General features: G+C 70.1%; 26 protein-coding genes. 7 read left to right on the top strand and 19 right to left on the bottom strand.

Annotated features, from left to right (window positions below; genetic code table 11):
* Positions 1-35 precede the first annotated feature (35 nt).
* From ACIN94_RS16830 to clpS, 6 genes are all read right to left on the bottom strand, one after another.
* Entirely contained in the window at positions 36-983 is a 948-nt protein-coding gene (locus tag ACIN94_RS16830; RefSeq protein ID WP_400706286.1) for a PLP-dependent cysteine synthase family protein, read from the bottom strand.
* A 52-nt stretch (positions 984-1035) separates the two neighbouring features.
* Positions 1036-1314, bottom strand: coding sequence for a MoaD/ThiS family protein (locus ACIN94_RS16825; protein ID WP_400706283.1), 279 nt, complete (start codon positions 1312-1314; stop codon positions 1036-1038).
* 88 nt (positions 1315-1402) lie between these two features.
* The gene (locus ACIN94_RS16820; protein WP_400706280.1) at positions 1403-1540 is read right to left on the bottom strand and encodes a hypothetical protein; all 138 of its coding nucleotides are present in this window, start codon (positions 1538-1540) and stop codon (positions 1403-1405) included.
* A gap of 62 nt (positions 1541-1602) precedes the next feature.
* Complete coding sequence (locus ACIN94_RS16815; RefSeq protein WP_400706277.1) at positions 1603-2019, bottom strand: Mov34/MPN/PAD-1 family protein; 417 nt, start codon at positions 2017-2019, stop codon at positions 1603-1605.
* 9 nt (positions 2020-2028) lie between these two features.
* A complete protein-coding gene (locus ACIN94_RS16810) occupies positions 2029-2553 on the bottom strand; it encodes a DUF2017 domain-containing protein (RefSeq protein ID WP_400706274.1) in 525 nt (174 codons plus the stop codon).
* Positions 2554-2646: 93 nt separating this feature from the next.
* Positions 2647-2934: an ATP-dependent Clp protease adapter ClpS gene (gene clpS, locus ACIN94_RS16805; protein ID WP_400706271.1), complete on the bottom strand. Its 288-nt coding sequence runs from the start codon at positions 2932-2934 to the stop codon at positions 2647-2649.
* A 43-nt stretch (positions 2935-2977) separates the two neighbouring features.
* Between clpS and ACIN94_RS16800 the strand changes: the two genes are divergently transcribed.
* Both ACIN94_RS16800 and ACIN94_RS16795 read left to right on the top strand, forming a co-directional pair.
* Positions 2978-4264: a nicotinate phosphoribosyltransferase gene (locus ACIN94_RS16800; protein WP_400706642.1), complete on the top strand. Its 1287-nt coding sequence runs from the start codon at positions 2978-2980 to the stop codon at positions 4262-4264.
* Between the two features lie 4 nt (positions 4265-4268).
* A complete protein-coding gene (locus tag ACIN94_RS16795) occupies positions 4269-4841 on the top strand; it encodes an isochorismatase family protein (protein ID WP_400706268.1) in 573 nt (190 codons plus the stop codon).
* Here ACIN94_RS16795 and ACIN94_RS16790 read toward each other — a convergent pair.
* The 6 genes from ACIN94_RS16790 to ACIN94_RS16765 form a co-directional block, all read right to left on the bottom strand.
* Positions 4838-6589 carry a DEAD/DEAH box helicase gene (locus ACIN94_RS16790; protein ID WP_400706265.1) on the bottom strand — a complete coding sequence of 584 codons (1752 nt, stop codon included), beginning with the start codon at positions 6587-6589 and terminating at the stop codon, positions 4838-4840. The two genes, ACIN94_RS16795 and ACIN94_RS16790, sit on opposite strands and share 4 nt — an antisense overlap.
* A gap of 208 nt (positions 6590-6797) precedes the next feature.
* Positions 6798-7496, bottom strand: a complete 699-nt coding sequence (locus tag ACIN94_RS16785) for a hypothetical protein (RefSeq protein ID WP_400706262.1) — start codon at positions 7494-7496, stop codon at positions 6798-6800.
* 98 nt (positions 7497-7594) lie between these two features.
* Complete coding sequence (locus ACIN94_RS16780; RefSeq protein ID WP_400706259.1) at positions 7595-8983, bottom strand: MFS transporter; 1389 nt, start codon at positions 8981-8983, stop codon at positions 7595-7597.
* A complete protein-coding gene (locus ACIN94_RS16775; protein ID WP_400706256.1) occupies positions 8980-9813 on the bottom strand; it encodes a zinc metalloprotease in 834 nt (277 codons plus the stop codon). Before ACIN94_RS16775 ends, ACIN94_RS16780 begins: the two co-directional genes overlap by 4 nt.
* Positions 9814-9993: 180 nt before the next feature.
* The gene (locus ACIN94_RS16770) at positions 9994-10242 is read right to left on the bottom strand and encodes a DUF3039 domain-containing protein (protein WP_400706253.1); all 249 of its coding nucleotides are present in this window, start codon (positions 10240-10242) and stop codon (positions 9994-9996) included.
* Positions 10243-10390: 148 nt separating this feature from the next.
* Positions 10391-11986, bottom strand: coding sequence for an MFS transporter (locus ACIN94_RS16765; protein ID WP_400706250.1), 1596 nt, complete (start codon positions 11984-11986; stop codon positions 10391-10393).
* A gap of 153 nt (positions 11987-12139) precedes the next feature.
* Here ACIN94_RS16765 and ACIN94_RS16760 point away from each other — a divergent pair, with 153 nt between their 5' ends.
* Positions 12140-12766: a TetR family transcriptional regulator gene (locus ACIN94_RS16760; protein ID WP_400706247.1), complete on the top strand. Its 627-nt coding sequence runs from the start codon at positions 12140-12142 to the stop codon at positions 12764-12766.
* Here the strand turns inward: ACIN94_RS16760 and ACIN94_RS16755 are convergent.
* The 5 genes from ACIN94_RS16755 to ACIN94_RS16735 all read right to left on the bottom strand — a co-directional run bounded on the left by ACIN94_RS16755 (position 12763) and on the right by ACIN94_RS16735 (position 18487).
* A complete protein-coding gene (locus tag ACIN94_RS16755; protein WP_400706244.1) occupies positions 12763-13341 on the bottom strand; it encodes a YqgE/AlgH family protein in 579 nt (192 codons plus the stop codon). The two genes, ACIN94_RS16760 and ACIN94_RS16755, sit on opposite strands and share 4 nt — an antisense overlap.
* A 169-nt stretch (positions 13342-13510) precedes the next feature.
* Positions 13511-14923 (bottom strand): NAD-dependent malic enzyme, encoded by a 1413-nt coding sequence (locus tag ACIN94_RS16750; protein ID WP_400706241.1) that lies wholly within the window; start codon positions 14921-14923, stop codon positions 13511-13513.
* A gap of 267 nt (positions 14924-15190) precedes the next feature.
* Positions 15191-16123 carry a co-chaperone YbbN gene (locus ACIN94_RS16745; RefSeq protein WP_400706238.1) on the bottom strand — a complete coding sequence of 311 codons (933 nt, stop codon included), beginning with the start codon at positions 16121-16123 and terminating at the stop codon, positions 15191-15193.
* Between the two features lie 46 nt (positions 16124-16169).
* Positions 16170-17837: a methylmalonyl-CoA mutase gene (locus ACIN94_RS16740; RefSeq protein WP_400706235.1), complete on the bottom strand. Its 1668-nt coding sequence runs from the start codon at positions 17835-17837 to the stop codon at positions 16170-16172.
* Between the two features lie 116 nt (positions 17838-17953).
* On the bottom strand, positions 17954-18487 hold the full coding sequence (locus ACIN94_RS16735; RefSeq protein ID WP_400706232.1) for a MarR family winged helix-turn-helix transcriptional regulator: 534 nt from the start codon (positions 18485-18487) through the stop codon (positions 17954-17956).
* A 284-nt stretch (positions 18488-18771) separates the two neighbouring features.
* Here ACIN94_RS16735 and ACIN94_RS16730 point away from each other — a divergent pair, with 284 nt between their 5' ends.
* Both ACIN94_RS16730 and ACIN94_RS16725 read left to right on the top strand, forming a co-directional pair.
* Positions 18772-20202, top strand: coding sequence for a hypothetical protein (locus ACIN94_RS16730; protein WP_400706229.1), 1431 nt, complete (start codon positions 18772-18774; stop codon positions 20200-20202).
* Positions 20203-20257: 55 nt separating this feature from the next.
* Complete coding sequence (locus tag ACIN94_RS16725) at positions 20258-20932, top strand: DUF4230 domain-containing protein (protein ID WP_400706226.1); 675 nt, start codon at positions 20258-20260, stop codon at positions 20930-20932.
* Here the strand turns inward: ACIN94_RS16725 and meaB are convergent, their stop codons facing one another.
* On the bottom strand, positions 20933-21961 hold the full coding sequence (gene meaB / locus ACIN94_RS16720; RefSeq protein WP_400706223.1) for a methylmalonyl Co-A mutase-associated GTPase MeaB: 1029 nt from the start codon (positions 21959-21961) through the stop codon (positions 20933-20935).
* 2 nt (positions 21962-21963) lie between these two features.
* On the bottom strand, positions 21964-23151 hold the full coding sequence (locus ACIN94_RS16715; protein WP_400706220.1) for an acetyl-CoA C-acetyltransferase: 1188 nt from the start codon (positions 23149-23151) through the stop codon (positions 21964-21966).
* Positions 23152-23236: 85 nt separating this feature from the next.
* Here ACIN94_RS16715 and mce point away from each other — a divergent pair, with 85 nt between their 5' ends.
* Positions 23237-23659 (top strand): methylmalonyl-CoA epimerase, encoded by a 423-nt coding sequence (gene mce / locus ACIN94_RS16710; protein WP_400706217.1) that lies wholly within the window; start codon positions 23237-23239, stop codon positions 23657-23659.
* 197 nt (positions 23660-23856) lie between these two features.
* Complete coding sequence (locus tag ACIN94_RS16705; RefSeq protein WP_400706214.1) at positions 23857-25149, top strand: DivIVA domain-containing protein; 1293 nt, start codon at positions 23857-23859, stop codon at positions 25147-25149.
* Positions 25150-25228: the final 79 nt, after the last annotated feature.

Genomic DNA, 25228 nt, shown 5'->3' with positions numbered 1-25228 from the left:
CCCACAGGTTCCGGACCCGGGGCGGACCCGCGGGCTCAGGCCCAGAGCTGGCCTTCGAGCCGCTCCTCGGCCTCGTCCAGGGTGCCCTCGTAGGCGCCGGTGGACAGGTATTTCCAGCCGCCGTCCGCCACCACGAACACGATGTCGGCCCGCTCCCCCTCCTTGACCGCCTTGGCCGCCATGCCGAGCGCACCGTGCAGGGCGGCTCCGGTGGAGACCCCGGCGAAGATGCCCTCGGTGACCAGCAGCTCTCTCGTGCGCCGGAGCGCGTCAGCCGAGGAGACGGAGAACCGGGTGGTCAGGACCTCGGGGTCGTAGAGTTCGGGGATGAAGCCCTCGTCCACGTTGCGCAGGCCGTACACCAGCTCGCCGTAACGCGGCTCAGCGGCCACGATCTTCACGCCGGGGACGCGCTCGCGCAGGAACCGGCCGACGCCCATCAGGGTTCCGGTCGTCCCGAGACCCGCCACGAAATGGGTGACGGTCGGCAGGTCCTCAAGGATCTCCGGCCCCGTCGTCTCGTAGTGGGAGAGCCAGTTGGCGGGGTTGCCGTACTGGTAGAGCATCACCCAGTCCGGGTGCTCCTCGGCCAGGCCCTTGGCGACCCGGACCGCCTCGTTGGAGCCCCCTGCGGCCGGGGAGGAGATGATCTCCGCTCCCCATATCCGCAGGAGCTGGCGGCGCTCCTCCGAGGTGTTCTCCGGCATCACGCAGATCAACTTGTAGCCCTTGAGCCGGGCGGACATCGCCAGCGAGATGCCCGTGTTGCCGCTCGTGGGTTCGAGGATCGTGCAGCCGGGCCGGAGAAGACCGTCCTTCTCCGCCTGCTCGATCATCCACAGCGCCGGCCGGTCCTTGATGGAACCGGTCGGGTTGCGATCCTCAAGCTTGGCCCAGATCCGCACGTCCGCCGACGGGGACAGCCGTGGCAGGCCGACCAGGGGGGTGCGGCCCACGGAGTCGATCAGTGAGTCAAAACGCATGGTGTACGGCTTCCGCCTCGTCGTGCCGGACAAGGAACATCGGCATGCGCCGCTAGCGGGCGCCGCCGGCCACGGCCGGGAGAACAGTGACCGTGTCACCGTCGGAGAGCGGGGTCTCCAGACCGCCCAGGAAACGGACGTCCTCATCGTTCAGGTACACGTTCACGAAGCGGCGCAGCGCGCCCTTGTCGACCAGGCGGTCCCTCAGCCCCGGGTGCCGGGACTCCAGATCGCCGATCAGCTCCTCGAGCGTCGCGCCCTTGGCGTCGACGGCCTTGGCGCCGTCGGTGTAGGTGCGCAGGATGGTCGGAATACGGACCTCGATGGCCATCGCGGGTCAATCTCCTCTTGTCGTCAATGGGAGTGTCGCCCACCGGATCCGAACACCGGCGGGCACGGGGGAATTCCTGAACTGCCGGTCAGCGACAGTCGTAGACGACGACGGAGGGGGTGTGGGCGAACAGGAAGCTCTGCACGGCCACGAGCCCCGCGTGCCGGGCCGATGCGCCGGTACGTACGAGCACGGCGTCCTCCAGGCTCGGGTCAACGGTCGACATGGTCATCAGCTTACCCAAAGGGGCGATTCCTCTCACGGCCGGACCGGCCCTCGGTCCGCCGGTCACCCCGAAGTGATCGTGACCTCTTCCTCCCGGACCACGCCGTCGACGATCCGGTAGGAACGGAACTCCACCTCGTCGCCCAGCTCCTCGCGGGTGGAGACCAGCACGTAGTGGGCGTTGGGCTCGGAGGCGTAGGCGATGTCGGTCCTTGAGGGATAGGCCTCGGTCGAGGTGTGGGAGTGGTAAATGATCACCGGCTCCTCGTCACGGTCGTCCATCTCGCGCCAGACCCGCAGCTGCTCCAGCGAGTCGAAGCGGTAGAAGGTGGGCGACCGCTCGGCGTTCTCCATCGAGATGAACCGCTCGGGGGAGTCGGAACCGATCGGCCCGGCGATCACGCCGCAGGCCTCGTCCGGGTGGTCGGCCCTGGCATGGGCGATGATCTTGTCAGTCAGTTCCCGCGAGATCGTGAGCATGCCAGGAAGCTACCAAAGGGCACGGACCAGGGTGTCCTGGAGGTAGGTCAGCCAGTCATAGGTGACGTAGGCCGGATAACGCGGATCGTCCTCGGCCATCTCGGCGATCTCGTCGTGGACCTCCTCGGTCACCTCAAGCCGGGTGCCGAGCGCGAGCCGTACGTCGTTCAGCGCCCGCATCCACGCCTGCGCCTGCTCGGGGGTGAGCTCGACCCGCCCCGGCTCGGCGCTGTCGAGCATGGTCTGGGCGTCGGCCCGCTTGCCGTCGCGTAGCGTCGCCTCGGTGTAGCGGCGGAACTCGGCGGACTGCTCCGCGTCCTCGTAGGCCGAGGGGAACAGCCGGGCCAGCACCGGATCCGCCGACTGCTCGGACGGGCCGATGCCGAGCGCCCGCTCCAGCGGGTCGTCCCCGGTCTCCCCGGGCTCGATCAGGTCGAGGATCTGGGATACCAGCGAACGCAGGATCGCCACTTCGGCGGCGTCGAAGACGGTGATCACACTGCCATCGCGCCCCCGTTTGAACCCCGAACTCACCGCTCGCTCACCGCTCCTCGCTCATTTCCCGCAATGCCCGCTCCCCACCTGCCGAGAAGGTGCCGACGGAACGGGCCGAGCCGGACTCGCCGCTCATGAGTCCCGCTGCACGGTGGCCCAGAGACCGTAGGAGTGCATGATCTGCGCGTCGCGCTCCATCTCCTCACGAGTGCCGCTGGACACCACCGCCTTGCCCTTCTGGTGCACGTCGAGCATCAGTTTCTCCGCCTTCTCCTTCGAGTACCCGAAGACGGACTGAAAAACATACGTGACATAGGACATCAGGTTGACCGGGTCGTTCCAGACGATCGTCAGCCACGGCAGATCAGGCCGGATATCGATCGACGGACGCTCGACCTCCATCGGAGCTGTACTACCCACGCAGACCAGTCTGCCCTACGGCGGGCTTAGTCTTCGACTCGTGATGATGAGCATGAGCCGGGCGTTGCTGACAGATCACTATGAGCTGACGATGGTGGAGGCGTCACTACGCAGTGAAGCAGCCTCGCGACGTGCGGTGTTCGAGGTGTTCGCGCGGCAGCTGCCCGGGGGACGGCGCTACGGTGTGGTCGCCGGGATCGGCCGGGTGCTGGAGGCACTGGAGAACTTCCGGTTCGGCGACGAGGAGCTCGCGTTCCTCCGTGACAACCAGGTGGTCGACGCCCCCACGCTGGACTTCCTCGCCGGCTACCGGTTCTCCGGTCACCTGTACGGCTACCGCGAGGGCGAGTGCTACTTCCCCGGCTCCCCCATCCTGACCGTCGAGAGCACGTTCGCCGAGGCCGTGCTGCTGGAGACGGTGATCCTGTCGATCCTCAACCACGACTGCGCGATCGCCACCGCCGCCTCCCGCATGGTTCACGCCGCCGGATCCAGGCCGCTCGTCGAGATGGGCTCGCGTCGCACCCACGAGATGGCGGCGGTGGCCGCCGCGCGCGCCGCCTACCTGAGCGGTTTCGCCTCCACCTCCAACCTGATGGCCGGCCACCGGTACGGCGTGCCGACCGCCGGGACCGCGGCCCACGCGTTCACGCTGGTGCACGATTCGGAGAGGCAGGCCTTCCAGGCCCAGATCGACTCGCTCGGCACCGGCACCACTCTGCTGGTCGACACCTATGACGTGGCGGAGGCCGTACGGACCGCGGTGGAGCTGGCGGGCACGGAGCTGGGGACCGTCCGCCTCGACTCCGGCGACCTGGCCGAGGTCGCCCACGCCGTCCGCGGGCAGCTCGACTCGCTGGGTGCCGGGAAGACCCGCATCCTCGTCACCAGCGACCTGGACGAGTACGCGATCGCGGCGCTGTCGTCGGCCCCCGTGGACGCCTACGGTGTCGGCACCTCGCTGGTCACCGGCTCCGGCGTCCCGACGGCCGCGCTGGTCTACAAGCTCGTCGTCCGGGAGGATGCCGAGGGGGTCATGCGGCCGGTGGCCAAGAGATCGGTGGGCAAGCCCAGCCGGGGCGGCCGCAAGGACGCCTTCCGGCAGCTCGACGCCGCGGGGACCGCGGTCGCCGAACTGGTCACCGTCTCCGGCGACCGGCCGGGGGACGCTCGCCCGCTCCAGGTCGAGCTGGTCCGCGACGGCGAGATCATCGGCAGGGAGGAGCTGGCCGCGGCCCGCCGCCGGCACCGCGAGGCCGTCGCCGAGCTCCCGCTCACGGCCCACCAGCTGTCGCGGGGCGATGCCGCCATTCCGACCGTGTTTGACTAGTTCCATGGCAACCGCGCTGATCATCGTTGATGTCCAGAACGACTTCTGCGAGGGCGGCAGCCTGCCGGTGGGCGGTGGCGCCGAGGTCGCCGCGGCCATCTCCCGGCACGCCGCCTCGCACGGCTACGACCACGTCGTGGCCACCCGCGACTTCCACGTGGACCCCGGTGAGCACTTCGCCGCCGAACCCGACTACGTGAGCTCCTGGCCCGTCCACTGCGTGGCCGGGACCGCGGGCGCCGGATTCCACCCCGCCTTCGACACCAGACGCGTCGAGGAGGTGTTCAGCAAGGGCGCCCACGCCGCCGCCTACAGCGGCTTCGAGGGCACCGCCCCCGACGGCACGGACCTGGCCGGCTGGCTCGCCGAGCGCCGGGTCGACACGGTGGACGTCGTCGGCATCGCCACCGACCACTGCGTGCGCGCCACCGCCCTGGACGCGGCCGGCAACGGCCTGGCCGTACGGGTGCTGCTGGACCTGACCGCCGGGGTGGCCCGGTCCACCACCAAGGCCGCGCTGGCCGAGCTCGACGCCGCCGGAGTGCGGCTCAGCGGCGATCCGCTGATCCGGGGCTAACGCGACCGCTGGGTGGCCCAGTGGCGGATCTTGTCGATCCGCCCCTGGACCTGCTCGGCGGTGGCCTGCGCGATGGCCGGCCCGCCACAGGCCCGGCGGAGCTCGGCGTGGATGACGCCGTGCGGCTGGCCGGTGCGGTGGTTCCACGCGCCGACCAGTCCGTTGAGCTCCTTGCGGAGGTTGGCGATGAGCTCGTGCGGGGCCGGCTGGGGCTGCTTGGGCTCGGGCCTGTCACGCTTGGCTCTGAGCTGGTCGGACTGGCGTTTGCTCAGCAGGGCCCGCACCTGGTCGGGCTCCAGCAGGCCGGGCAGACCGAGGAAGTCCTCCTCCTCGGGCGATCCGGGCTCGGCGGCGGTGCCGAACTCGCCGCCGTCGAAGAGCACCCGGTCGAAGGTGGCGACCGCCTCCAGCGTCTCGAAGGGCAGCTCGTCACCCAGGACGTCGGGGTTGTCCTTCTGGCGCTGGGCGTCGTCGAGGAGGAAGTCGTCCAGCCCCTCCTCGGGCAGGCTGCGGTCGAGCACGTGGTCGCGCTCGACCTCCATCTCCCCGGCCAGCCCCATCAGGTTGGGCACCGAGGGCAGGAACACCGAGGCGGTCTCGCCACGCTTGCGCGCCCGGACGAAACGGCCGACGGCCTGGGCGAAGAACAGCGGGGTCGAGGTGCTCGTGGCGTAGACCCCGACGGCCAGCCGGGGAATGTCGACGCCCTCGGAGACCATGCGGACCGCGACCATCCAGCGCTCCTGGGACGCGGAGAACTGCTTGATCTTCTTTGACGCCTCGGGGTCGTCGGAGAGCACGACCGTGGCGCCCTCGCCGGTGATCGTGCGGATGTGCTTGGCGTAGGCGCGGGCCGTCTCGTGGTCGGTGGCGATGACCAAAGCCCCGGCGTCGGGCACGCCCCTGCGCACCTCGGTCAGCCGCCGGTCGGCCGCATGGAGCACCTGCCGGATCCAGTCGCCCTTGGGGTCGAGCGCGGCCTTCCACGCCTGGCCGAGCTGGTCCTTGGTGAGCGGGGTGCCGAGGGTCGCGGCGATCTCGTCACCCGCGCGGGTCCGCCAGCGCATCTCGCCCGCGTAGGCGAGAAAGATGACCGGCCGGACGACGCCGTCGGCCAGCGCCGGGCCGTACCCGTAGGAGTAGTCGGAGACGCTGCGCCGGACGCCCTCCCCGTCCTCCATGTAGGCGACGAAAGGGATCGGGTTGACGTCGGACCGGAACGGCGTGCCGGTCAGCGCCAGGCGGCGCGCGGCGGGCTCGAACGCCTCCCGGATACCGTCGCCCCAGGACTTCGCGTCGCCCGCGTGATGGATCTCGTCGAAGATGACGAGCGTCTTGCGCGCCTCGGTCCGGGCGCGGTGCAGCGCCGGGTGCATGGAGATCTGGGCGTAGGTGACGGCCACTCCGGCATAGCTCGGCGAGGTCGCGCCCTGGCTGTTCTTGAACTCCGGGTCGATGGCGATGCCGACTCTGGAGGCGGCGTCGGCCCACTGCTGCTTGAGATGCTCGGTAGGTGTGACGATCGTCACAGCCCGGATGATCCCTCGCGACAGGAGCTCACTGGCGATGCGCAGCGCGAAGGTCGTCTTGCCCGCGCCGGGCGTGGCGACCGCGAGAAAGTCGCGTGGTTCACGCCTGGAGTACAGGTCAAGCGCCTCCTGCTGCCAGGCGCGGAGCTTCGGCGCGGTGCCCCAGGGGGCACGGTCCGGATACGAGGGTGACAGGTGGGATGCGGCGGAAGTGCTCACAGTGTCCCCAGCGTAATCTGAGTCGCCGACAAGACGTGCCGATCCGGCAAGATCCTCGCCAAGATCACCTCCACGTGATAGTGATCTCCGGCCTCCGTACGGCCCCGCCACCCGGCATCCCGGACCGCCCGCCCGGTGCCTCGGACCGCCCGCCGGGCACCCCCGCCGCGGGCGCCCATCGGGCGGGTGGCGCGGGCCGCCACCACGTCTAACGCACCCCGGCGATCACGGTGTCGATCTCGTCCCGCAGCCGGGGGCCGTCCGGCTGGGCCATGCCCACCACGACGACCGGCGGCCCTCCGGAGCCGGTGAGGAACACCACACGGAGATAGCTGGGGCGGTTGACGTCCTCGTACTCCGCCCGGAGGGAACGGCTGTGGCCGGCCCGCTCGCCCACCGTCACCGCCCGGTCGTCCACGACCTTCACCTCGTCCCCGTGGAGCAGCAGCCGGGTGTACAGGTCGGCGAGTTCCACCGTGGCCTTGTGCACGTCGTTCACCGGCTCCGCCGGCCTGACCATCACCGTCGCCGCCCCCTCGCTGCCCACCACCGAGGTGAACCCGGTGACCGGGGGCACCGCGCCGGCCCGCCACCCCGCGGGGAGCGGGTAGTCCACGCCCGCGAGAGGGTCGCTCACCGTGGCGGGCGACGAGACCGGGGGCGGGGAGGACGGCAGGATCCGCGGCACCAGGACGACGCCCCCGGCGATGACGGCGCCGGCGCAGACCACCAGGGCGACCGGTCTGAGCAGGCGGCCGAGACGGCCCCGGACCCGTCGGGGTGGGGGGGCCGGTGCGCCGTACCGGCGGGCCGAAGGCGGGAGATCGTCCTCCGGCGGTCGCGCCCGATGCTGCCCCCTGCGCTCGGGCTCCTCCGGCGGCCACGCCCGGTGAGGACGTTCGTCCACGACGCCTCCTCCCGGCGGTCACGGTCGTACCGTCCTACCATGCCTCCCCGGGCACGGTCCGGCCATAGGTGACCGCCGTTATGAGAGGGACCGATGCGTCAGGAGACGTCCCGCACGCGTCCGGCAACGACCACTCCGAACAGTCCCACGGCCACCATGAGGGCGGCGATCGTGGTGTAGCCGGCGGCGATGTCGTCGTGGCCGATCAGGTTGATCAACACGCCACCGAAGCCGATCGTGAGCGCGCCGCCCAGGGTGTCGACGACCTGGAGTGCGGCGGAGTTCGCGCCCTGCTCCTCGTCGGGCGACTGGCGCATCGCGGTGACGCTGACGCTGGTGACGCCGATGCCCATACCGAATCCGGCGACGACCCAGGCGGGCACGGTGACCCAGCCGGTGACGCCGGGAACGAGCGCGAGCATGGTCAGCAGGATGCCGGTGGTGACAGCGGCCGCGCCGAGCCGTACCAGCCGGGGACGGTCGTACTCGCGGCGGCTCTGCAGATAGGAGCCGGCGGTCCAGCCCAGGGCCCCGGTGGTGAGCGCGACACCGGCCTGGGCAACCGACAGGCCGCTCACCTTGGTGAGGAGCAGCGGGATGAACGCGTTGATCCCGAAGAACGCCGAGCAGAGCACGCCGCGCATCATGACCGTGGTGGGCAGGCCCCTGCCGAACCTGAGCGCCCTCGGAGGCAGCAGCCTGGGCAGGCCCGCGGTCAGCGCGACCAGCCCGGCGGCGGCGGCGATCCCTCCGGGCAGCGGGGTGGTGTGCAGCCGGTCCACGCCGTACAGCAGCGCTCCGGCGCCGCCCGCCGTGGCCGCGGCCGCCAGGGTCATCGCCAGCGGCCGGGAGCGGGGGCCGGCTGCCGGTGCGGGCGTGGGGGCCTCACCGGTGCGCAGCGCGGGCAGGAGCATCATCAGGGCGGGGATCACCAGGGGCACGATCCCGAAAAAGACCCAGCGCCAGCCGACCGTCTGGGCGACGATCCCGCCGACGCCGGGCCCGACCAGCGCGGGCAGCACCCAGGCGGCCGACAGTGCGGCGAACACCCTGGGTCTGGCGTCGGGGAGGTAGACCCGGACGATCATCACGTAGATCGCCACGATGACCGCGCCGCCGCCCAGTCCCTGGACGACGCGGCCCCCGATGAACAGCTCCTTCGACCCGGCGGCGCCCGCCATGACCATGCCGGTCACGAACAGGCCCACGCCGAGCAGGAAGGGCAGGGCGTGTCCCCGCCGGTCGGACCAGAGCCCGGCGACGACGTTGGCGAGCAGGCCGGCGATGAGGAAGGCCGAGAAGCTCATGCCGTACAGGTCGAGCGCGTCGAGGTCCTTGGACACCGCGGGCATGACCGCGCCGATCGACATGCCCTCGAAGGCGATCAGCGTGACGACGAGCAGGATGCCCAGGGTGGCCGTGCGGTATTCGGAGCCGAAGATCCGAGGGGGTCCGGAGGGAGCGTCGATCGTCTTCGGTGCCGTCACCCGTCAAGGGTAGTGGCCGGCCCCGAACCGCGGTAAACGGCCCACATCTCGTGCATCCTGGCGGCCTGGCCGGAGGTGAACTCCGACATGCAGCGATCGTGGGTGTAGTCCATGAAGTTGTGGATCGGGTCGGCGCTGTCACCCTCGCAGGTGCGCTTGTGCGCCGGACAGCCCTCGGTGGGCGTGCCCTCCGGCGGGGTGTCGGCGACCCCGTCGCCCGGGGGCACGCAGCCGTTCTCGAAGGTGTGCAGGAGCCCCAGCCAGTGGCCGATCTCGTGAACCCCGGTGAATCCGCGGTTGAAGTTCCGCAGCGACCCTCCGGGCAGGCTGCGCCAGTCGATGACCACGCCGTCGAGCGCGGGCTCCTTCTTGTACCAGTACGGGTAGGTGGAGTAGCCGAGCACCAGCTGGCTGAGCTGGGCGATGTAGAGGTTGAGGGTCTCGGCTCCGCCCCTGCGGTCCCGCTTTATCGCCGCTTCGTAGGTGAGCGGCTCCCTGAACCAGGCGGCGTTGTCGGTCCGGGTGAGGCCGTCGAGGCGGAACTGGATCCCGGTGTCGACCCCGCCGAACCGGCCACCGTAGGCGGCGTTGAGCGTCGCGATCTGGTTGCGCACGGCGCTGTCCTGCGCCCCCAGGGGGCCGGCGGTGATGACGTGCACCCAGGTGGAGACCGTGATCGGGATCCAGTCCCCACGGCGCATCCCCGACTGACGGCGCCTCAGGTCGGCGAGCATCTCCGCGACCTGTTCCGGGCCCGGCGCGTGCGGCTCGGTCCCGCGTCCGGAGGTCGTGGTCCGCGCGACCCCGGCACATCCCGGGTGGTCGGTCACAGCGGATGCCGAGGCGGGGACGGCAGGAGTGGCGCCCGCTGTGAGAAGGCACACCGAAACAGCGGCGATCGCACGCCACGCCATGCACTCCCCCGACAGGTCACATCCGCTGGCCGACTGCCGCTCCCCCGCGGCATCCCGACCGTAGCCTCATCGGCGGCGATCACCCATGAACAACACTCACTCGTTCTTGTCTTCGCCCTTGGGCAGCCCCTCGTAGATCTCCTTGCACTCGGGACAGACCGGGAACTTCTGCGGATCCCGGTTCGGCACCCAGACCTTGCCGCAGAGCGCGCGCACCGGGGTGCCGCTGAACGCGCTCTCCATGATCTTGTTCTTCTCAACGTAGTGGGCGAACCGCTCGTGGTCGCCGTCACCGTGCGACAGGTCCGGCCGGATGTCGCTCTCAGGGAGAATCTTCGTGCTCATCCTGCAGATTTTATGCCCGCGGCGGCGCGGTCACCGCTCCGGCGTCCGCCATGTCGCGATCCGGCCGTCCCGGCTTCACGGCCAGGTCCGAGGTCGACGGGTACGGCTCCCGCCGGACGAGGGCGAGAGCCGTGGAGGAACGGTGAGGTCAGCCCAGGTGCACCTGGGCGTCCTCCAGCTTGCGGCCCGCCTTGACGAACAGCGCGAGCAGGGCCGCGAGGACCGCGACACCGGTGCTGACCAGGAAGCCGAGGTGCATGCCGTCCAGGAAGGACAGGTGCGACACGCCGGCGATGCCCCGGACGAGCTCCTCGGGCAGACCGGGCATCATCTGGGACGTGGGCGCCCCGCCGAAGGTCGCCAGACTCTTCAACGGCTCGATCTGCTCGGCCGGAAGCGCCGGGAGCTCCGCCTGGGCCCAGTGGCCGGCGTAGACGCTCGCCACCCTCGCCGACACGATCGCCCCCAGGATGGCCGTGCCGAGCGCGCCGCCCACCTGCATGGCCGACTGCTGGATGCCGCCCGCGACGCCGCTGAGATCCTCGGGGGCGTTGCCGACGATGATCTCGGTGGCGCCGACGAAGACCGGGGAGAGCCCGAAGGCGAGCAGGACGAACGGGATCGCGCTGTCGATGAACGCGGCGTCGAGGCTGAGACGGGACATCAGGAACATCGCCGTGGCGGTGACCAGCATGCCGCCCGTGATTGTGATCTTGGTGCCGAACCTGCCGATGAGCACGGCGGCGAGCGGCGAGGCGACGATCATGCCCGCGCTCATCGGCAGCATCCGGAGACCGGACTCCAGGGGCGTGAGCCCGTGCACGCCCTGGAAGAAGAACGTCAGGAAGAACATCGCGCCGAACATCGAGAACGCGACGAGCATCATCAGGCCGGTGCCGATGGAGACCGAGACGTTGCCGAAGAGGCTCAGCGGCAGGAGCGGCTCGGCGGCCCTGCTCTGCCACCACACGAACGCGGCCCCGATCCCCATGGCCGCGCCGAGGAAACCGATGGTCAGCGGGTCGCCCCAGCCCCACGCGGGAGCCTTGATGATGGCCCAGACCAGAGAGAACATCGCACCCGACAGCAGCGCGACGCCCAGCCAGTCGACTCTCGACAGGGTCCGTGCCTTACTCTCGGCGAGCACCCACAGGCCCATGGCCATGGCCACGACGCCCACGGGGACGTTGATGAAGAACACCGACTGCCAGCTCACGTGCTCGACCAGCAGGCCGCCGACGATCGGGCCGGCGGCGCTGGACAGGCCGATGATCCCGCCCCAGGCGCCCATCGCCATCTTCAGCCGCTCGCCGGGGAAGGCGACCCTCAGCAGGGCGAGGGCCGCCGGCTGGAGCAGGGCGCCGAACAGGCCCTGGAGCACGCGCAGTCCGATCAGCATGCCGACCGAGGAGCTGAGGCCGATCGCGAGCGAGGTGAGCGCGAAGCCGGCGACTCCGACCAGGAAGATCATCTTGTGCCCGAACAGGTCACCGAGCTTGCCGGCGGTGATCAGGAACACGGCGAGCGCGAGCAGGTAGCCGCTCGTCACCCACTGCAGGTCGGCCAGGGAGGCGTTGAGGTCCCTGGCGATCGCCGGGTTGGCGATGGCGACGACGGTGCCGTCGAGCATCACCATGATCACCCCGAGCGACACCGCCAGGAGCGTGAGCCACGGGTGCCCCTGCCTCGACGACGTGCCGGAGTCCGACGGTGGCTCCGTGTCCACCGTCTTGACCTCTGTCATGGAAGGGTCCCCTCGTGAGTTGGATCCGCCCCCGGTACGGGACGCACAAGCCAGGGTAATTTATGTCAGCCTCTGACATACGACAAATCGTTTTATAAGGCAGATCATGACTTATGGCATTATGTGAATAATGAGCTCAAAGGGGTGACATGCATGGGTCAGCCCGGCCTACGCGAACGCAAGAAACAGAAGACGCGGCTGGCGCTGGTCGACGCCGCCCTCGACCTGTTCACCACGCAGGGGTACGAGGCCACGACCGTCGACCAGATCGCGGCCGCCGTGGAGGTCTCGCCCCGCACGTTCTTCCGCTACTTCGCCACCAAGGAGGACGTCGCCCTCTGCCTGCCCCTCGACGGGCTTGAGGTCGTGCTCACCGAGCTGGCCGCCCGGCCCGCGGAGGAGCCGCCGTTCACCGCGCTCAGCCATGCCCTGCGCGCGTTGGTCTCCATGGTGGCAGAGGGGGATCTCGCCGACAGAGCCAGGTTCCTCCGAGCGCGTGAACTGATCGACACCACTCCCACGCTCTTCGCCGGGAGCGTGCGGCGGATGATGGAGAACGAGCGGCGGCTTGTCGCCGAGATCGCCCGGCGCGAGAGCATCCCCCCCGACGACCTCCTCGCCCACTTCGTCGTCACGCTCTTCACCGCCGTGACCCGGGTCGGCTTGGAGTTCTGCGAGCCCGACGGCAGTCACGACCTCACCGCCCTGGCCGGGCACCTGGAGGCGACGCTGGCCCTGGCCGAACGCTCGCTGCGCCCCGGCTGGGACCGCGCCCGCTAGTTCATCGAAGGGTCATCGGGGCAGGTCGCCACATAGGCGAGCTCTCCCCGCTGGCGGCGGAGCACCGCGCGCCACAGCGATCCGGGGTCGTGGTGGAAGGTGTCGCCGGGTTCGGAGTCCACGACGTACCAGGCGCCCTCGCCGATCTCGGCCTCCAGCTGACCGGCGGTCCAACCGGCGTAGCCCGCGAAGATCCGCATCTGGACGATCTCTCCGGCGAGGATCTCCGGCGGGGCGTCGAGGTCGACGGTGCCGAGCCGGGACACCGCCGCGGTGCCCGCGTGCAGCCGCCGCCATCCGAGGGGCTCCTGGCCACTCGGGACCGCGGCCAGGGCCAGGGCGCTGTCGGTCTGCACGGGGCCGCCCTGAAACAGCACAGGCGGCCCGGTCACCATGGAATCCCAGGTGGGCAGCACCTGCGTCACCGAGATGTCGCTGGGCCGGTTGAGCACCACGCCCAGAGTGCCACCGTCGAGATCATGCTCCAGAACCAGAACCACGCTGCGCCGGAAGTTGGGGTCGTCGAGCTTCGGTGTCGCCACCAGCAGCCCACCGACGTAGATCGCCTCCGCCATACCTCCATCTTTACACCCGCGCCGCCCCTGAAGACTCCGTTGGCCCATTCCAATCGGCCCCTCTCGCCGATCGGCGTCCCACGTTCCGGCACGACCCCCACCGGCCTCACATCTCACCGGCCCGACGGCTTGGTTCTCGCCGCCGGGCCGGTGGGTCTCCTCCGGTCCGCTACGCCTCGGTCATACCGCTGCGGACCCGGCCCCCGGCCGACTCGCGCACGGCCGCCGCGACGGCGCCCGCGACGTCGGCATGGAACACGCTCGGGATGATGTAGTTCGGGCCGAGCTCCTCGTCGGTGACCACGGAGGCCAGCGCCCCGGCAGCCGCCAGCAGCATCTCCTCGCTGACCACGCTCGCCTGCGCGTCGAGCAGGCCGCGGAAGACACCGGGGAAGGCGAGCACGTTGTTGATCTGGTTCGGGTAGTCCGAGCGGCCGGTGGCGACCACGGCGGCGTGCTCACGGGCGTCGTCCGGCGAGACCTCGGGCTCGGGGTTGGCCAGCGCGAAGACCACCGCGCCCTCGGCCATCGTGGCGATGTCGTCACCGGTGAGGATGCCGGGGGCCGAGACCCCGATGAACACGTCGGCGCCCTTGACCGCGCCTCGCAGGTCACCTGCGTAGCCGTCGGCGTTGGTGTGGTCGGCGATCCACCGGAGCGAATCGTCCAGATCCTCCCGGCCGCCGTGCACCGCGCCCAGGTAGTCGCAGACGATGACGTTGTGCGCGCCGGCCGCGAGCAGCAGGCGCAGCACCGCCGTACCCGCGGCGCCGGCGCCGGCGAGGGTGATGCGGACCTCGCTCAGATCCTTGCCGACCACGCGCAGCGCGTTGGTGAGCGCGGCGAGCACGCAGATCGCGGTGCCGTGCTGGTCGTCATGGAAGACCGGGATGTCCAGCAGATCGCGTAGCCGCCGCTCCACCTCGAAGCAGCGGGGCGCCGAGATGTCCTCCAGGTTGATGCCGCCGAAGCCGGGGGCGATACAGCGGACGATCTCGACGATCTTGTCCACGTCCTGGGTGTCCAGGCAGATCGGCCAGGCGTCGATGTCGGCGAACCGCTTGAACAGCGCGGCCTTGCCTTCCATGACGGGCAGCGCGGCGGCCGGGCCGATGTTGCCCAGGCCCAGCACGGCCGAGCCGTCGGTGACCACGGCGACGCTGTTGCGCTTGATGGTCAGGCGGCGGGCGTCCTCGGGGTTGCGGGCGATGGCCATGGAGACCCGGGCGACGCCGGGCGTGTAGGCCATGGACAGCTCGTCACGGTTGCGCAGCGGGACCTTGGACCTCATCTCGATCTTGCCACCGAGATGCATGAGGAAGGTGCGATCGGAGACCTTGTGGATGACGACGCCCTCGACGGCGTCGAGCCTGTCAACGATCGTCTGGGCATGGTCGGTGTCACGCGCGGCACAGGTCACGTCGATACGCAGGGTCTCGTGGCCGGCGGTGGTCACGTCGAGCGCGGTGACCACACCTCCCACGGACTCCACGGCGTGAGTGAGCTGGCTGACAGCCTTGCCACCTGCCGGCACCTCCAGGCGCACGGTGATGGAGTACGACACACTCGGCACGGTGGCCACCGTCAATCCGCTCCTTTGCGACCGACTTGGTTGGGTGCTTCCATGGTGCCACCACTGGACAGGTGACCGCGCCGCACTCGTTCAGCTCAGCACTGTCGAGGCGGTCACAGTCAACTCCACGCACGTGTCGGTGAGGGGAGCACCCCGGCATCCGGATGCCGCCGGCCCGATCACGCTGCCGGCGGCGCCGTAGGTCGCGGAGACGGTGACCGCCCGGATGCCTTCTTCACGCCCTTGAAGCAGGGCGTGAAGGACAAGGTGCGGGATTCAGAACAGTGCGCTGGCCAGGTTCCTGCGAGCACGCCCGAGGGACGGGTCGTCGCCGGGAAGGGTGTCGAACAGGCCGAGCAGATGCACCCTGACCCGGTCGCGGTCGGCGCCCGAGGTCCGGCGGACCACCTCGACGAGCCGGTCGAAGGCCTTGTCCACATCACCGGAGAGCATCTCGAAGTCGGCCGCCAGCAGCTGGGCGTCGAGGTCGGCGGGGTCGGCCAGGCGCCGCTGAACCTCGGTGGGGTCGACGTCCTGGGTCCGCCGGATAAGGCCCAGCCCGGCCAGGCCCAGCTTGGCGTCCTCGTTGTTCGGGGAGCGCGCCAGCAGCCGCTCGTAGGCCGCCACGGCACCGTCGAGATCACCGGCGTCGATGGCCTGCTCGGCGGCGAGCACGTCCGGGTCGACCGGCGGTTCCTCCGGCCGGCCCTCGGCCTCGGCGCCCCCGGTGTCCGGCGGGAGATACTGCGCCAGTGCCTCCATGAGCTGCGACAGCCAGTCGCGCAGCTGCTGCTCGGTGGCGATGCCGGGAACGACCGCCACGGGCTGCCCCTGGAAGAGGGCGTACAGAGCGGGCACGTTCTGCACCCGGAGCGCCTGCGCGATCTGCGGGCTGGCCTCGACGTCCACCCGGGCGAGGGTCCACCTGCCGGCGTTCTCGGCGGCAAGCTTCTCCAGCAGCAGGCTGTATGTCTTGGCCTGCTCGGCTCGGGTCACCGTGAGTTCCAGCAGCACGAGGCTGTTCATGGATCGTTCGACGACTTCCGTCGCGAAGTTGGCGTCATCGACGTAGACGACCTGCGCCGGGGTCCCGCCGCTCTCCTGTGCCGTGGCCTCCCGCCGCGCCTGCGCGTCCAGCGCCTGCTTGCGCGCGCCGAGGTCCACGGCACCGTAGAGCGATCCGGGTCGATTGAAGTCCGCTGGGCTCATACCCCCAATCCTGCCGTATCCCGATTACTGCGCCGACTCGCCACCGCTAGAAGCGGGCGGGCTCGGTGTAGACACCCCATTCGGCGCGGAGCGCGTCGCAGATCTCACCCAGCGTGGCCTCGGCGCGCACCGCGTCGAGCATGGGCGGGATCAGGTTGCCCTCGCCTCTGGCGACCTGCGCCATCGTGGCCAGCGCGGCGTCCACGGCCCCCTGGTCGCGGCCGGCGCGGCGGGCGGCGAGGACGCGGTTCTGCTCGCGCTCGACCTCGTGGCTGACGCGCAGGATCTCCAGCGGCTCGTCGATGGAGGCCGTGTGACAGTTGACCCCGACGATCCGCTTGTCCCCCTTCTCCAGCTTGCGCTGGTAGTCGAAGGCCGCCTCGGCGATCTCGGACATGAACCAGCCGTCCTCGATGCCGCGCAGGATCCCCGAGGTCATCGACCCGTCGTGCCCCATGTCCCGGATCTTCGCGAAAATCGCCTCCGCCTCGGCTTCGAGCCGGTCGGTCAGCGCCTCGACGTACCAGGATCCGCCCAGCGGGTCGGCGACGTTGACGACCTCGGTCTCCTCCATGATCACCTGCTGGGTGCGTAGCGCGATCTCGGCGGCTTTCTCCGAGGGCAGCGCCAGGACCTCGTCCAGGGCGTTGGTGTGCAGCGAGTTGGTGCCACCCAGCACGGCCGCGAGCGCCTCGACCGCGGTGCGCACCACGTTGTTGTACGGCTGCTGCGCGGTCAGCGAGACGCCCGCCGTCTGGGTGTGGAAGCGCAGCCACTGGGCCTTGTCGGTCCTGGCCCCGTAGACGTCGCGCAGCCACCGCGCCCAGATCCGGCGCGCCGCCCGGAACTTGGCGATCTCCTCGAAGAAGTCGATGTGCGCGTCGAAGAAGAACGACAGGCCGGGGGCGAAAACGTCGATGTCCAGCCCGCGCGCCAGACCGAGCTCCACGTAGCCGAACCCGTCGGCCAGGGTGAAGGCCAGTTCCTGTGCGGCCGTGGAGCCGGCCTCGCGGATGTGGTAGCCGGAGACGCTGAGCGGCTTGTAGGCGGGGATTTCGGCGGCGCAGAACTCCATGAGGTCGCCGATCAGCCGCAGGTGCGGCTCGGGGGCGAACAGCCACTCCTTCTGCGCGATGTACTCCTTGAAGATGTCGGTCTGGAGCGTCCCGTTGAGCTTGCCGACCGGCACCCCCTGCCGCTCGGCGGCGACGACGTACATACAGAAGATCGGGATGGCCGGGCCGCTGATCGTCATCGAGGTGGTGATGTCACCGAGCGGGATACCGTCGAAGAGCATGTCCATGTCCAGCGCGGAGTCGATCGCCACTCCGCAGTGACCCACCTCGCCAAGCGAACGCGGGTCGTCGGAGTCGCGGCCCATCAGCGTCGGCATGTCGAAGGCCACGCTCAGCCCGCCGCCGCCCGCGCCGAGGATCATCTTGTAGCGCTCGTTGGTCTGCCGGGCGTTGCCGAACCCGGCGAACTGCCGGATGGTCCACGCCTTGCCCCGGTAACCGGTGGGGTGCAGGCCACGGGTGAAGGGGTACTCTCCCGGCCAGCCGATGCGCTCCATGCGCGGGTCGTCGCCACCCGGCCCGTAGACCGGCTCCACGTCGAGGCCGGAGAGCGTCCGGAACTCGGCCTCCCGCTTGGCTGCCCCGTCGAACCGCGCCTGCCAGCGCGCCCGTCCCGCCTCGATGTCCTCGGCGTTCATCGCCAACTCCCTTGTACGGCTTGCGGCTTCTGCCTGGCTTGTGGCCTTAGGAAAATACTAGGATGTCCTAGTAATTATTGGCCAGCGCAACCCCGGACCGGTCCGGCCAGACCGGATCAGCCCTCGAAATCCCCCGCCTCCACCCGCAGTGTCCGGAGCAGGCCGAACAGCTGCTCCAGCTCCGCCTCGCCGTACATGCTCATGGCGAAGCCGGCGCCCATCAGATCGGCGGTCGCCTGACTCACGACCCCTCGGCCCCGCTCGGTGATCTCCGCCAGCACCCCGCGCCCGTCCCGGGGGTTGCGCAGGCGGCGGACCAGCCCGGCCCGCTCCAGCCGGTTGACGGTGTTCGTCACGCTCGTGGGGTGCACCATCAGACGCTCGCCGATCCTGGACAGCGGCAATGCCCCCGTCTTGCTGAAGGTCAGCAAAACCAGCGCCTCGTACCGGGCAAAGGTCAAGTCATGTGGTTTGAGTAGCGTGTCCAGTTGCGAGAGCAGGATCTGGTGCGCTCTCATGATCGACGTGACGGCGGCCATGGCCGAGGACGGTCCGAAGTGAACGCGCCACGTCTCCGCGGCGCGCTCGATGGGGTCGAACGGCAGATTCAGCTGACCTGTAGCCACAGGGACACGGTAGCGCGACCTCATCCCGATTCGCCCATATACGTAGAGTCACCGGACTGACGGTTTCACCAAGAACCTGGGCACCAAACATCACGCTCAGTTATGGTTCCCACATCGAATGGTGAGGGCGTTGCCAAATGGCCACGCGGACTCAGTCCGGCCTGCGGGGGATGCAGACCGGATCGGTCGCCGAGGGGACCGGCTACCGCATTCACGGCACGGGGGGTGCTTGATGACCGACAACTCAATGGCGTTCAGACGCCGCACGGACTGCCGATCGGCCGACACGGCGTGGATCCGTTCCACGCGTGCCGGTGCGTGAGCGCAGGGGCGTTTCACGCGAGGAACTCCAGCAGAGCGCATTGGTGGCGGTCGCCGTCCTGCTCGTGCTTGGTGTGTTCGCGGCGTGGAGCGTCCTTATTCCGGGTGTATCCGCGTGGGAGAACATCATCGTCGCGGTGATCGGCTCGCTACGGCTCACCGGCCCGGTGGCCGCGGCGTTCGCGGCCTGGGTGGCGGTGCGCAGACGGCGCGGGACCGGCAGGCAGTCGCTGACCACCTGGCAGGCGGTACGCGCGCCACTGGCCATCCTCGTGGTGGTCGGCGGCTCCTTCACCGCGACGCTGCTGGTCATGGCGGTCAGGACCATGCTCACCGAGCAGGCGGGCCGGCTGCTGCCCAGCGGGCTGGTGATGGGCATGGCCGGGCTGGCGCTGTACGTCGCCATCGGCTGGGTGACCGGCTGGCTGCTGCCGTGGACGATCACGCCGATGTTCGCCGGCCTCGGCTGCTACGGCCTGTTCACCTGGCTGGTCCAGGGAGCCACCTGGGCCGACCGGCTCGCCCCCGCCACGCGGGAGCCGTACGACCCGTTCCGGGGGCTCAGCGCCGCGGCCCTGACCAACCAGACGCTGTGGCTGCTGGGCGTCAGCGCCGCGCTGCTGCTCGGGTGGGCCGCGGTGGTGACGCGGCAGGCGCTCGTGCTGGCCGCCGCTCTGCTCGCCGTACTGGCCGCCGGGACCGGGGTGGCCCGGCTGCTCAGCGAGCCGAAGACCATCTCCGCCCAGCGGGTGGTCTACAGCTGCCAGGAATGGCCGATCATGGTCTGTGTGCATCCGGGGATGCGCACCGGCCTGCCCGAACTCGGCTCCGCGTTCGTCAAGATCGCTTCTCGGCTGGCGGGGACGCCCGGCGAGTTCTCCCGGCTGGAGCAACATCCCCGGAACGGGGACGTCGCCCTCCCCGCCGGTGCGGCCCCGATCCACGTGGACGACCTGGCCACCGGATTCGCCGACGAGGTGGCCGACGAGTTCGTCGAGAACCTGGCCCAGGAATGTACGGACACCCCGGCGCGCGGATACCGGGACATCGTTGTCGCGTGGTTGCTCGGCAAGCCGCTGCCCAGCGGCCCGCTCCCCGAGCACGAGTACGCCGCCGCGTGGTTCTCCGGCCTCACCGACGCCCAGCGGCGGGAGTGGCTCCGGCAGCACTACTCCGATTTCGCCGGATGCCGGCTACAGAGCACTTACTTCGCCGGACAGGTCGGAGATACCGGACAGACAGTGCAGGCCGGGCAGGCCGGGCAGCCAGGGCAGGCCGGCCAGATCGCGCCGTACCCGCAGGTCAACCCGCCCTACCAGGCACCCGCCGCCGTGCCTCCCCTCCCCTCGGTCGCGCCGTACAGCCCCGGGGACGCCCCCGCCGAGAAACCGAGGAGAGAGGCACGGCACCGGGGCTGACAGGATCGGCGCAGGCTCGGCGTGAGAAAGCGGCCACCGGGGGAAGGGGACCGCTGTGAAAGCACCCCCAGAAGCACCGCCCGAGGCTCCCTCCGCGCCTCGCAGGCGCCGCTGGCGCTTCCTCGCCGGGCTGCTCGTCGTCGTGATCCTTCTCGTCGTGGGCGCCCGCCTGACCTGGTCGTGGCTGAACCCGTTCGGCGAGACCACGGTCGACCGCAGTCAGCCCGCGCTGCTGCAGTCCATCCACAACCTCAGCCGCTTCGAGGCGGCCACCGGCGACTTCCAGGTCATCGTGGACCTGGAGAAGGACGCCGCCTTCCTGCCGGACGCCGTCAAAGGGAGCCGGACGCTCTTCGTCGGCGCGGGCGGGGTCGACGCCTACGTCGACTTCGGCGGCCTCACCACCGGCGCCCTGACCGTCTCGCCGGACCACAGGGAGGTGACGGTGAGGCTGCCGCGCGCCCAGTTGGAGAAGCCCAACCTCGACAACAGGCGCTCCTACGTCTACGCCCAGCAGCGTGGCCTGCTGGACAGGGTCGAGGACTTCCTGTCCTCCTCCCCCTCCGACCAGCAGGAGCTCTACGTGCTGGCCGAGAAGAAGATCGCCGAAGCCGCCCAGGCCGGCGACCTGCGTAACCGCGCCGACCAGAACACCAAGGCCATGGTGCAGGGCATGCTGGGCACCCTGGGCTTCGAGAAGGTCACCGTCAGGTTCGCCGACGAGCCCTGATCACCCGATGGCGGCCAGGAGCTCGTCAGCGGCCCCGTAGGGGTCGAGACCGGCCTCCAGGACGCGGGTGGCGAGGACGTCGAGGCGCTGGTCACCGTGGAGGTCCGCGAAGCGCGAGCGGAGGGCCGCCAGAGCGATGGCCTCGATCTCGTCACGGGCCCTGACGTGGCGCCGCCGGGCGAGCTCGCCCGACTTCTCCAGGTAGGCCAGGTGCGCGTCGAGGGCGTCGACCACCTCATCGGCGCCCTCACCCCGGTAGGCCACGGTCGGCACGATCGGCGGCCGCCAGGGCCGCTCAACCAGAGCGAGCATGTTACGGAGCTCACGGACGGTCGCCTGGGCGCCGTCGCGGTCGGCCTTGTTCACCACGAACACGTCGGCGATCTCGAGGATGCCCGCCTTGGCCGCCTGGATGCCGTCCCCCATGCCCGGGGCGAGCAGCACGATGGTGGTGTCGGCCAGCGAGGCGATGTCCACCTCGGCCTGGCCGACCCCGACGGTCTCGACGAGGATGACCTCGCACCCGGCGGCGTCCAGGACGCGCAGTGCCTGGGGCGTGGCCCAGGACAGGCCGCCCAGGTGGCCGCGGCTGGCCATCGACCGGATGAACACCTCCGGGTCGGTGGCGTGGTCCTGCATGCGCACCCGGTCGCCGAGCAGCGCCCCGCCGGTGAACGGCGAGGACGGGTCCACCGCGAGCACGCCGACCTTCATGCCCCGCTTGCGGAACGCCCGGACCAGCATCCCGGTGGAGGTGGACTTGCCCACCCCGGGAGAGCCGGTGAGCCCGATGACCCGGGCCCGGGACGGCCGGTCCGCGCAGAGCCTCGCCGTGATCTCCCTGAGCAGGGGCGAACCGTTCTCCACCATGGAGATCAGCCTGGCCACGGCGCGGGGCTGCCCGCTCCGCGCCCGCGCCACCAGGTCGGAGACCTCCGCGGCCGGGGATCGCCCGTCCGACCCGGCCACCTCGGAGATCTCCGCAGCCGGAGAGCGCCCTTCCCGGTCGGCGATGCCGGAGTCTCCCATGGTCAGGCCGAGGGGACGCGGATGATCAGGGCGTCGCCCTGGCCGCCGCCGCCGCACAGGCCCGCGGCACCGAGCCCACCACCCCGGCGCCTGAGCTCGTGGGCGAGGGTGAGCACGATGCGGGCGCCGGAGGCACCGATCGGGTGGCCGACGGCGATGCCGCCACCGTTGACGTTGACCTTGTCGAGCGGGACGCCGAGCTCCTTGACCGACTGGAGGACGACCTGGGCGAAGGCCTCGTTGATCTCCAGCAGATCGAGGTCGTCGGCCGAGAGCCCCTGCTTGCCGAGGGCGTGCTTGATCGCGTTGGCGGGCTGGGACTGGAGCGAGTTGTCGGGCCCGGCCACGTTGCCGTGCGCGCCGATCTCCGCCAGCCACTCGAGGCCCAGTTCCTCGGCCTTGGCCTTGGACATCACAACCACCGCGCAGGCGCCGTCGGAGATCTGCGAGGCGGAGCCGGCGGTGATGGTGCCGTCCTTGCTGAAGGCCGGCCGCAACCGCCCCAGGGTCTCGACGGTGGTGTCCGCGCGCACGCCCTCGTCGGCGGAGAAGATCACCGGATCGCCCTTGCGCTGCGGGAGCGACACCGGAACGATCTCGTCGTCGAACACGCCGTTCTTGATCGCGGCGGCGGCGAGCTCATGGGAGCGGGCGGAGAACGCGTCCTGCTCCTCGCGGGTCAGGCCCAGACGCGCGTTGTGCCGCTCGGTGGACTCCCCCATGGACACCTGGTCGTAGACGTCAGTCAGGCCGTCGAAGGCCATCGAGTCCAGGATGTCGGCACCGCCGTACTTCACTCCCCTGCGCAGGCCGGGCAGCAGGTGCGGGGCGTTAGACATGGACTCCATGCCGCCCGCGACCACGATGTCGAACTCGCCCGCCCTGATGAGCTGATCGGCCAGGGCGATGGCGTCCAGTCCGGACAGGCAGACCTTGTTGATCGTCAATGACGGCACGCTCATCGGGATCCCGGCCTTGACCGCAGCCTGGCGGGAAGGTATCTGACCCGCTCCGGCCTGGAGCACCTGGCCCATGATCACATATTGCACGGCTCCGGGGGCCACACCGGAACGCTCCAGCGCCGCCTTGATGGCGAGGCCGCCGAGCTCGACGGCCGACAGGCCGGAAAGCGAGCCGAGCAACCGGCCGATAGGAGTACGGGCTCCGGAGACAATGACCGAACCAGACATAAGAGGGGGCCTCCCTGACGGGACTGGGGATGACTTTGCCACCATACCCATGAGCACTTAAGCGATCGCCATGGAGGGCAGCACTATGTTCATGCGTATCGACCATGTGGGAATCGCCTGCCACAACCTTGAGGAGAAAATCGCGCTCTTCGAGCAGACCTTCGAGCTCACGGTGGTGGCACGCGAGGTCAACGAGGCGCAGGGCGTCAAGGAGGCGATGCTGCACATCGCCGACGGCAACGGTGGCGGCTCCTATATCCAGCTCCTCGAACCGCTCGGTCCCGACACGCCGGTCGGCAAGTTCCTCGCCAAGCGCGGGGAGGGGGTTCACCATGTCGCGTTCGGCGTGCCTGACGTCGCCGAGGCCATGCGGGAGATTGGAGACAAGGGCGTCAGGCTCCTGGACGAGAAGCCCCGGCACGGCTCAATGGGCTCCTCCATCGCCTTTCTGCATCCCAAGGACGTGGGGGGAATGCTGACCGAACTCGTGCAGGCCCAGAAGCACTGATCAAGCCTCCTGTCAAACGCAAGAAGGGTTCATACGTAACAAGTCGCGCAGAAAGTCCGAGGGGACCTCCAACACGGCAACACCGGAGTACGCTGGCCTACCACCGGACGTGGATCCCGCCACGGCTCCCGCCTCGGATGTCCGAAATCCCCCGTCCGGCCCGTGTAGCCGTCTCGACAACCCAGGATCGAGCCTCCATGCAGTCCGACATCGACGCCCAGCTCAACAACTTCTTTGAAGACGCCCCCGCTCGGGAATTCGACGTGGTGCTCCGTGGCTTTGACCGGCACCAGGTCCATGATCATCTGAAGCAGGTCGACAACGAACTGCGCCAGGCCCGGGAGCAGGTTCAGAGCCTGCAGCGGGATCTGTCCGACTCCCAGCGCCAGCTGCAGGAGCAGGAGCGTCCGACCTACTCGGGCCTTGGCGCGCGGATCGAGCAGCTGCTCCGTCTCGCCGAGGAGCAGGCCACCGAACTGGTCCAGGCCGCACGCTCCGAGGCGAACGAGATCAAGGCCGCGTCCAAGGTCGATGCCGCCGACCTGCGGGCCGCCGCCGAGAACGAGGCGGCCGAGAAGCGCGCCCTCGCCACGCGCGAGGTCGAAGAGATGCGCACCAGCGCCGAGCGTGACGCCGAGGAGATCCGCTCGACCGCCCGTCGCGAGGCCGACGAGCTGACCGCCACCACCGAGCGCGAGGTCGCCAAGCTGCGAGCCACCGCCGACCACGAGGTGGCCGAGAAGCGCGCGGACGCCGAACGCGAGATCGCCAAGCTGCGCACCACCACCGAGCGCGAGGTCGCCCAGCTGCGGGCCTCGACCAAGCGCGAGCGTGACGAGATCCTCACCACCGCCAAGCGTCAGGCCGACGAGATGCGCGCCCAGGCCCAGCGGGTCCTGGAGGAGTCCGAGGCCAAGCGTGCCCAGGACGAGGCCGAGTTCGAGATCCAGCTGGCCGGCCGCCGCGAGGAGGCCGAGCGCCAGGAGGCCGAGCGCCACGCCACCGCGCAGGCCAACACGCAGAAGCTGGTCTCCGAGGCCGAGCAGCGCGCGGCCACCGCCGAGCAGCGCGCCACCAAGGCCACCCAGCAGGCCGAGCAGACCCGCCGCGAAGCCGACACGCACGCCAAGCAGTTGCTCGCCAACGCGCGTAAGAACGCCGACCAGCTCGTCGCCGAGGCGAAGTCGAGCGCCGAGTCGATCGTCTCCGACGCCAAGACCGAGTCCGAGCGGAGCCGTTCCGTCGCCCAGCGCCAGGTCGACGAGCTGACCCGCCAGCGCGACAGCATCACCAGCCACCTCGCGCAGCTGCGCCAGCTGCTCGGTGGCGCGCCGCTCCCGACCGCCGAGCCGGATTCGGCCATCTCCGCGGCTCCCGTCAAGCCGGCCATTCCGGCCGCCAACGGCAGCGAGAAGCCGGCCTCCGCGCCGACCCCGGCCCCTGTCAAGGCCGAGGCGAAGGACGACGACTCGGAGTGGTGGCAGGAGTAGGCGCCGTTGCCTTGGGGCGTTGACAACGGCTACGTGAGAGCCTGGCGACCTTGACGGTCGCCAGGCTCCCTCTGTCTTC

Source organism: Streptosporangium sp. NPDC087985 (genome assembly GCF_044741965.1).
GTDB lineage: Bacteria > Actinomycetota > Actinomycetes > Streptosporangiales > Streptosporangiaceae > Streptosporangium.
Note: the sequence above shows the minus strand (reverse complement) of the source record. Positions and strands in the feature narration are given on the sequence as shown.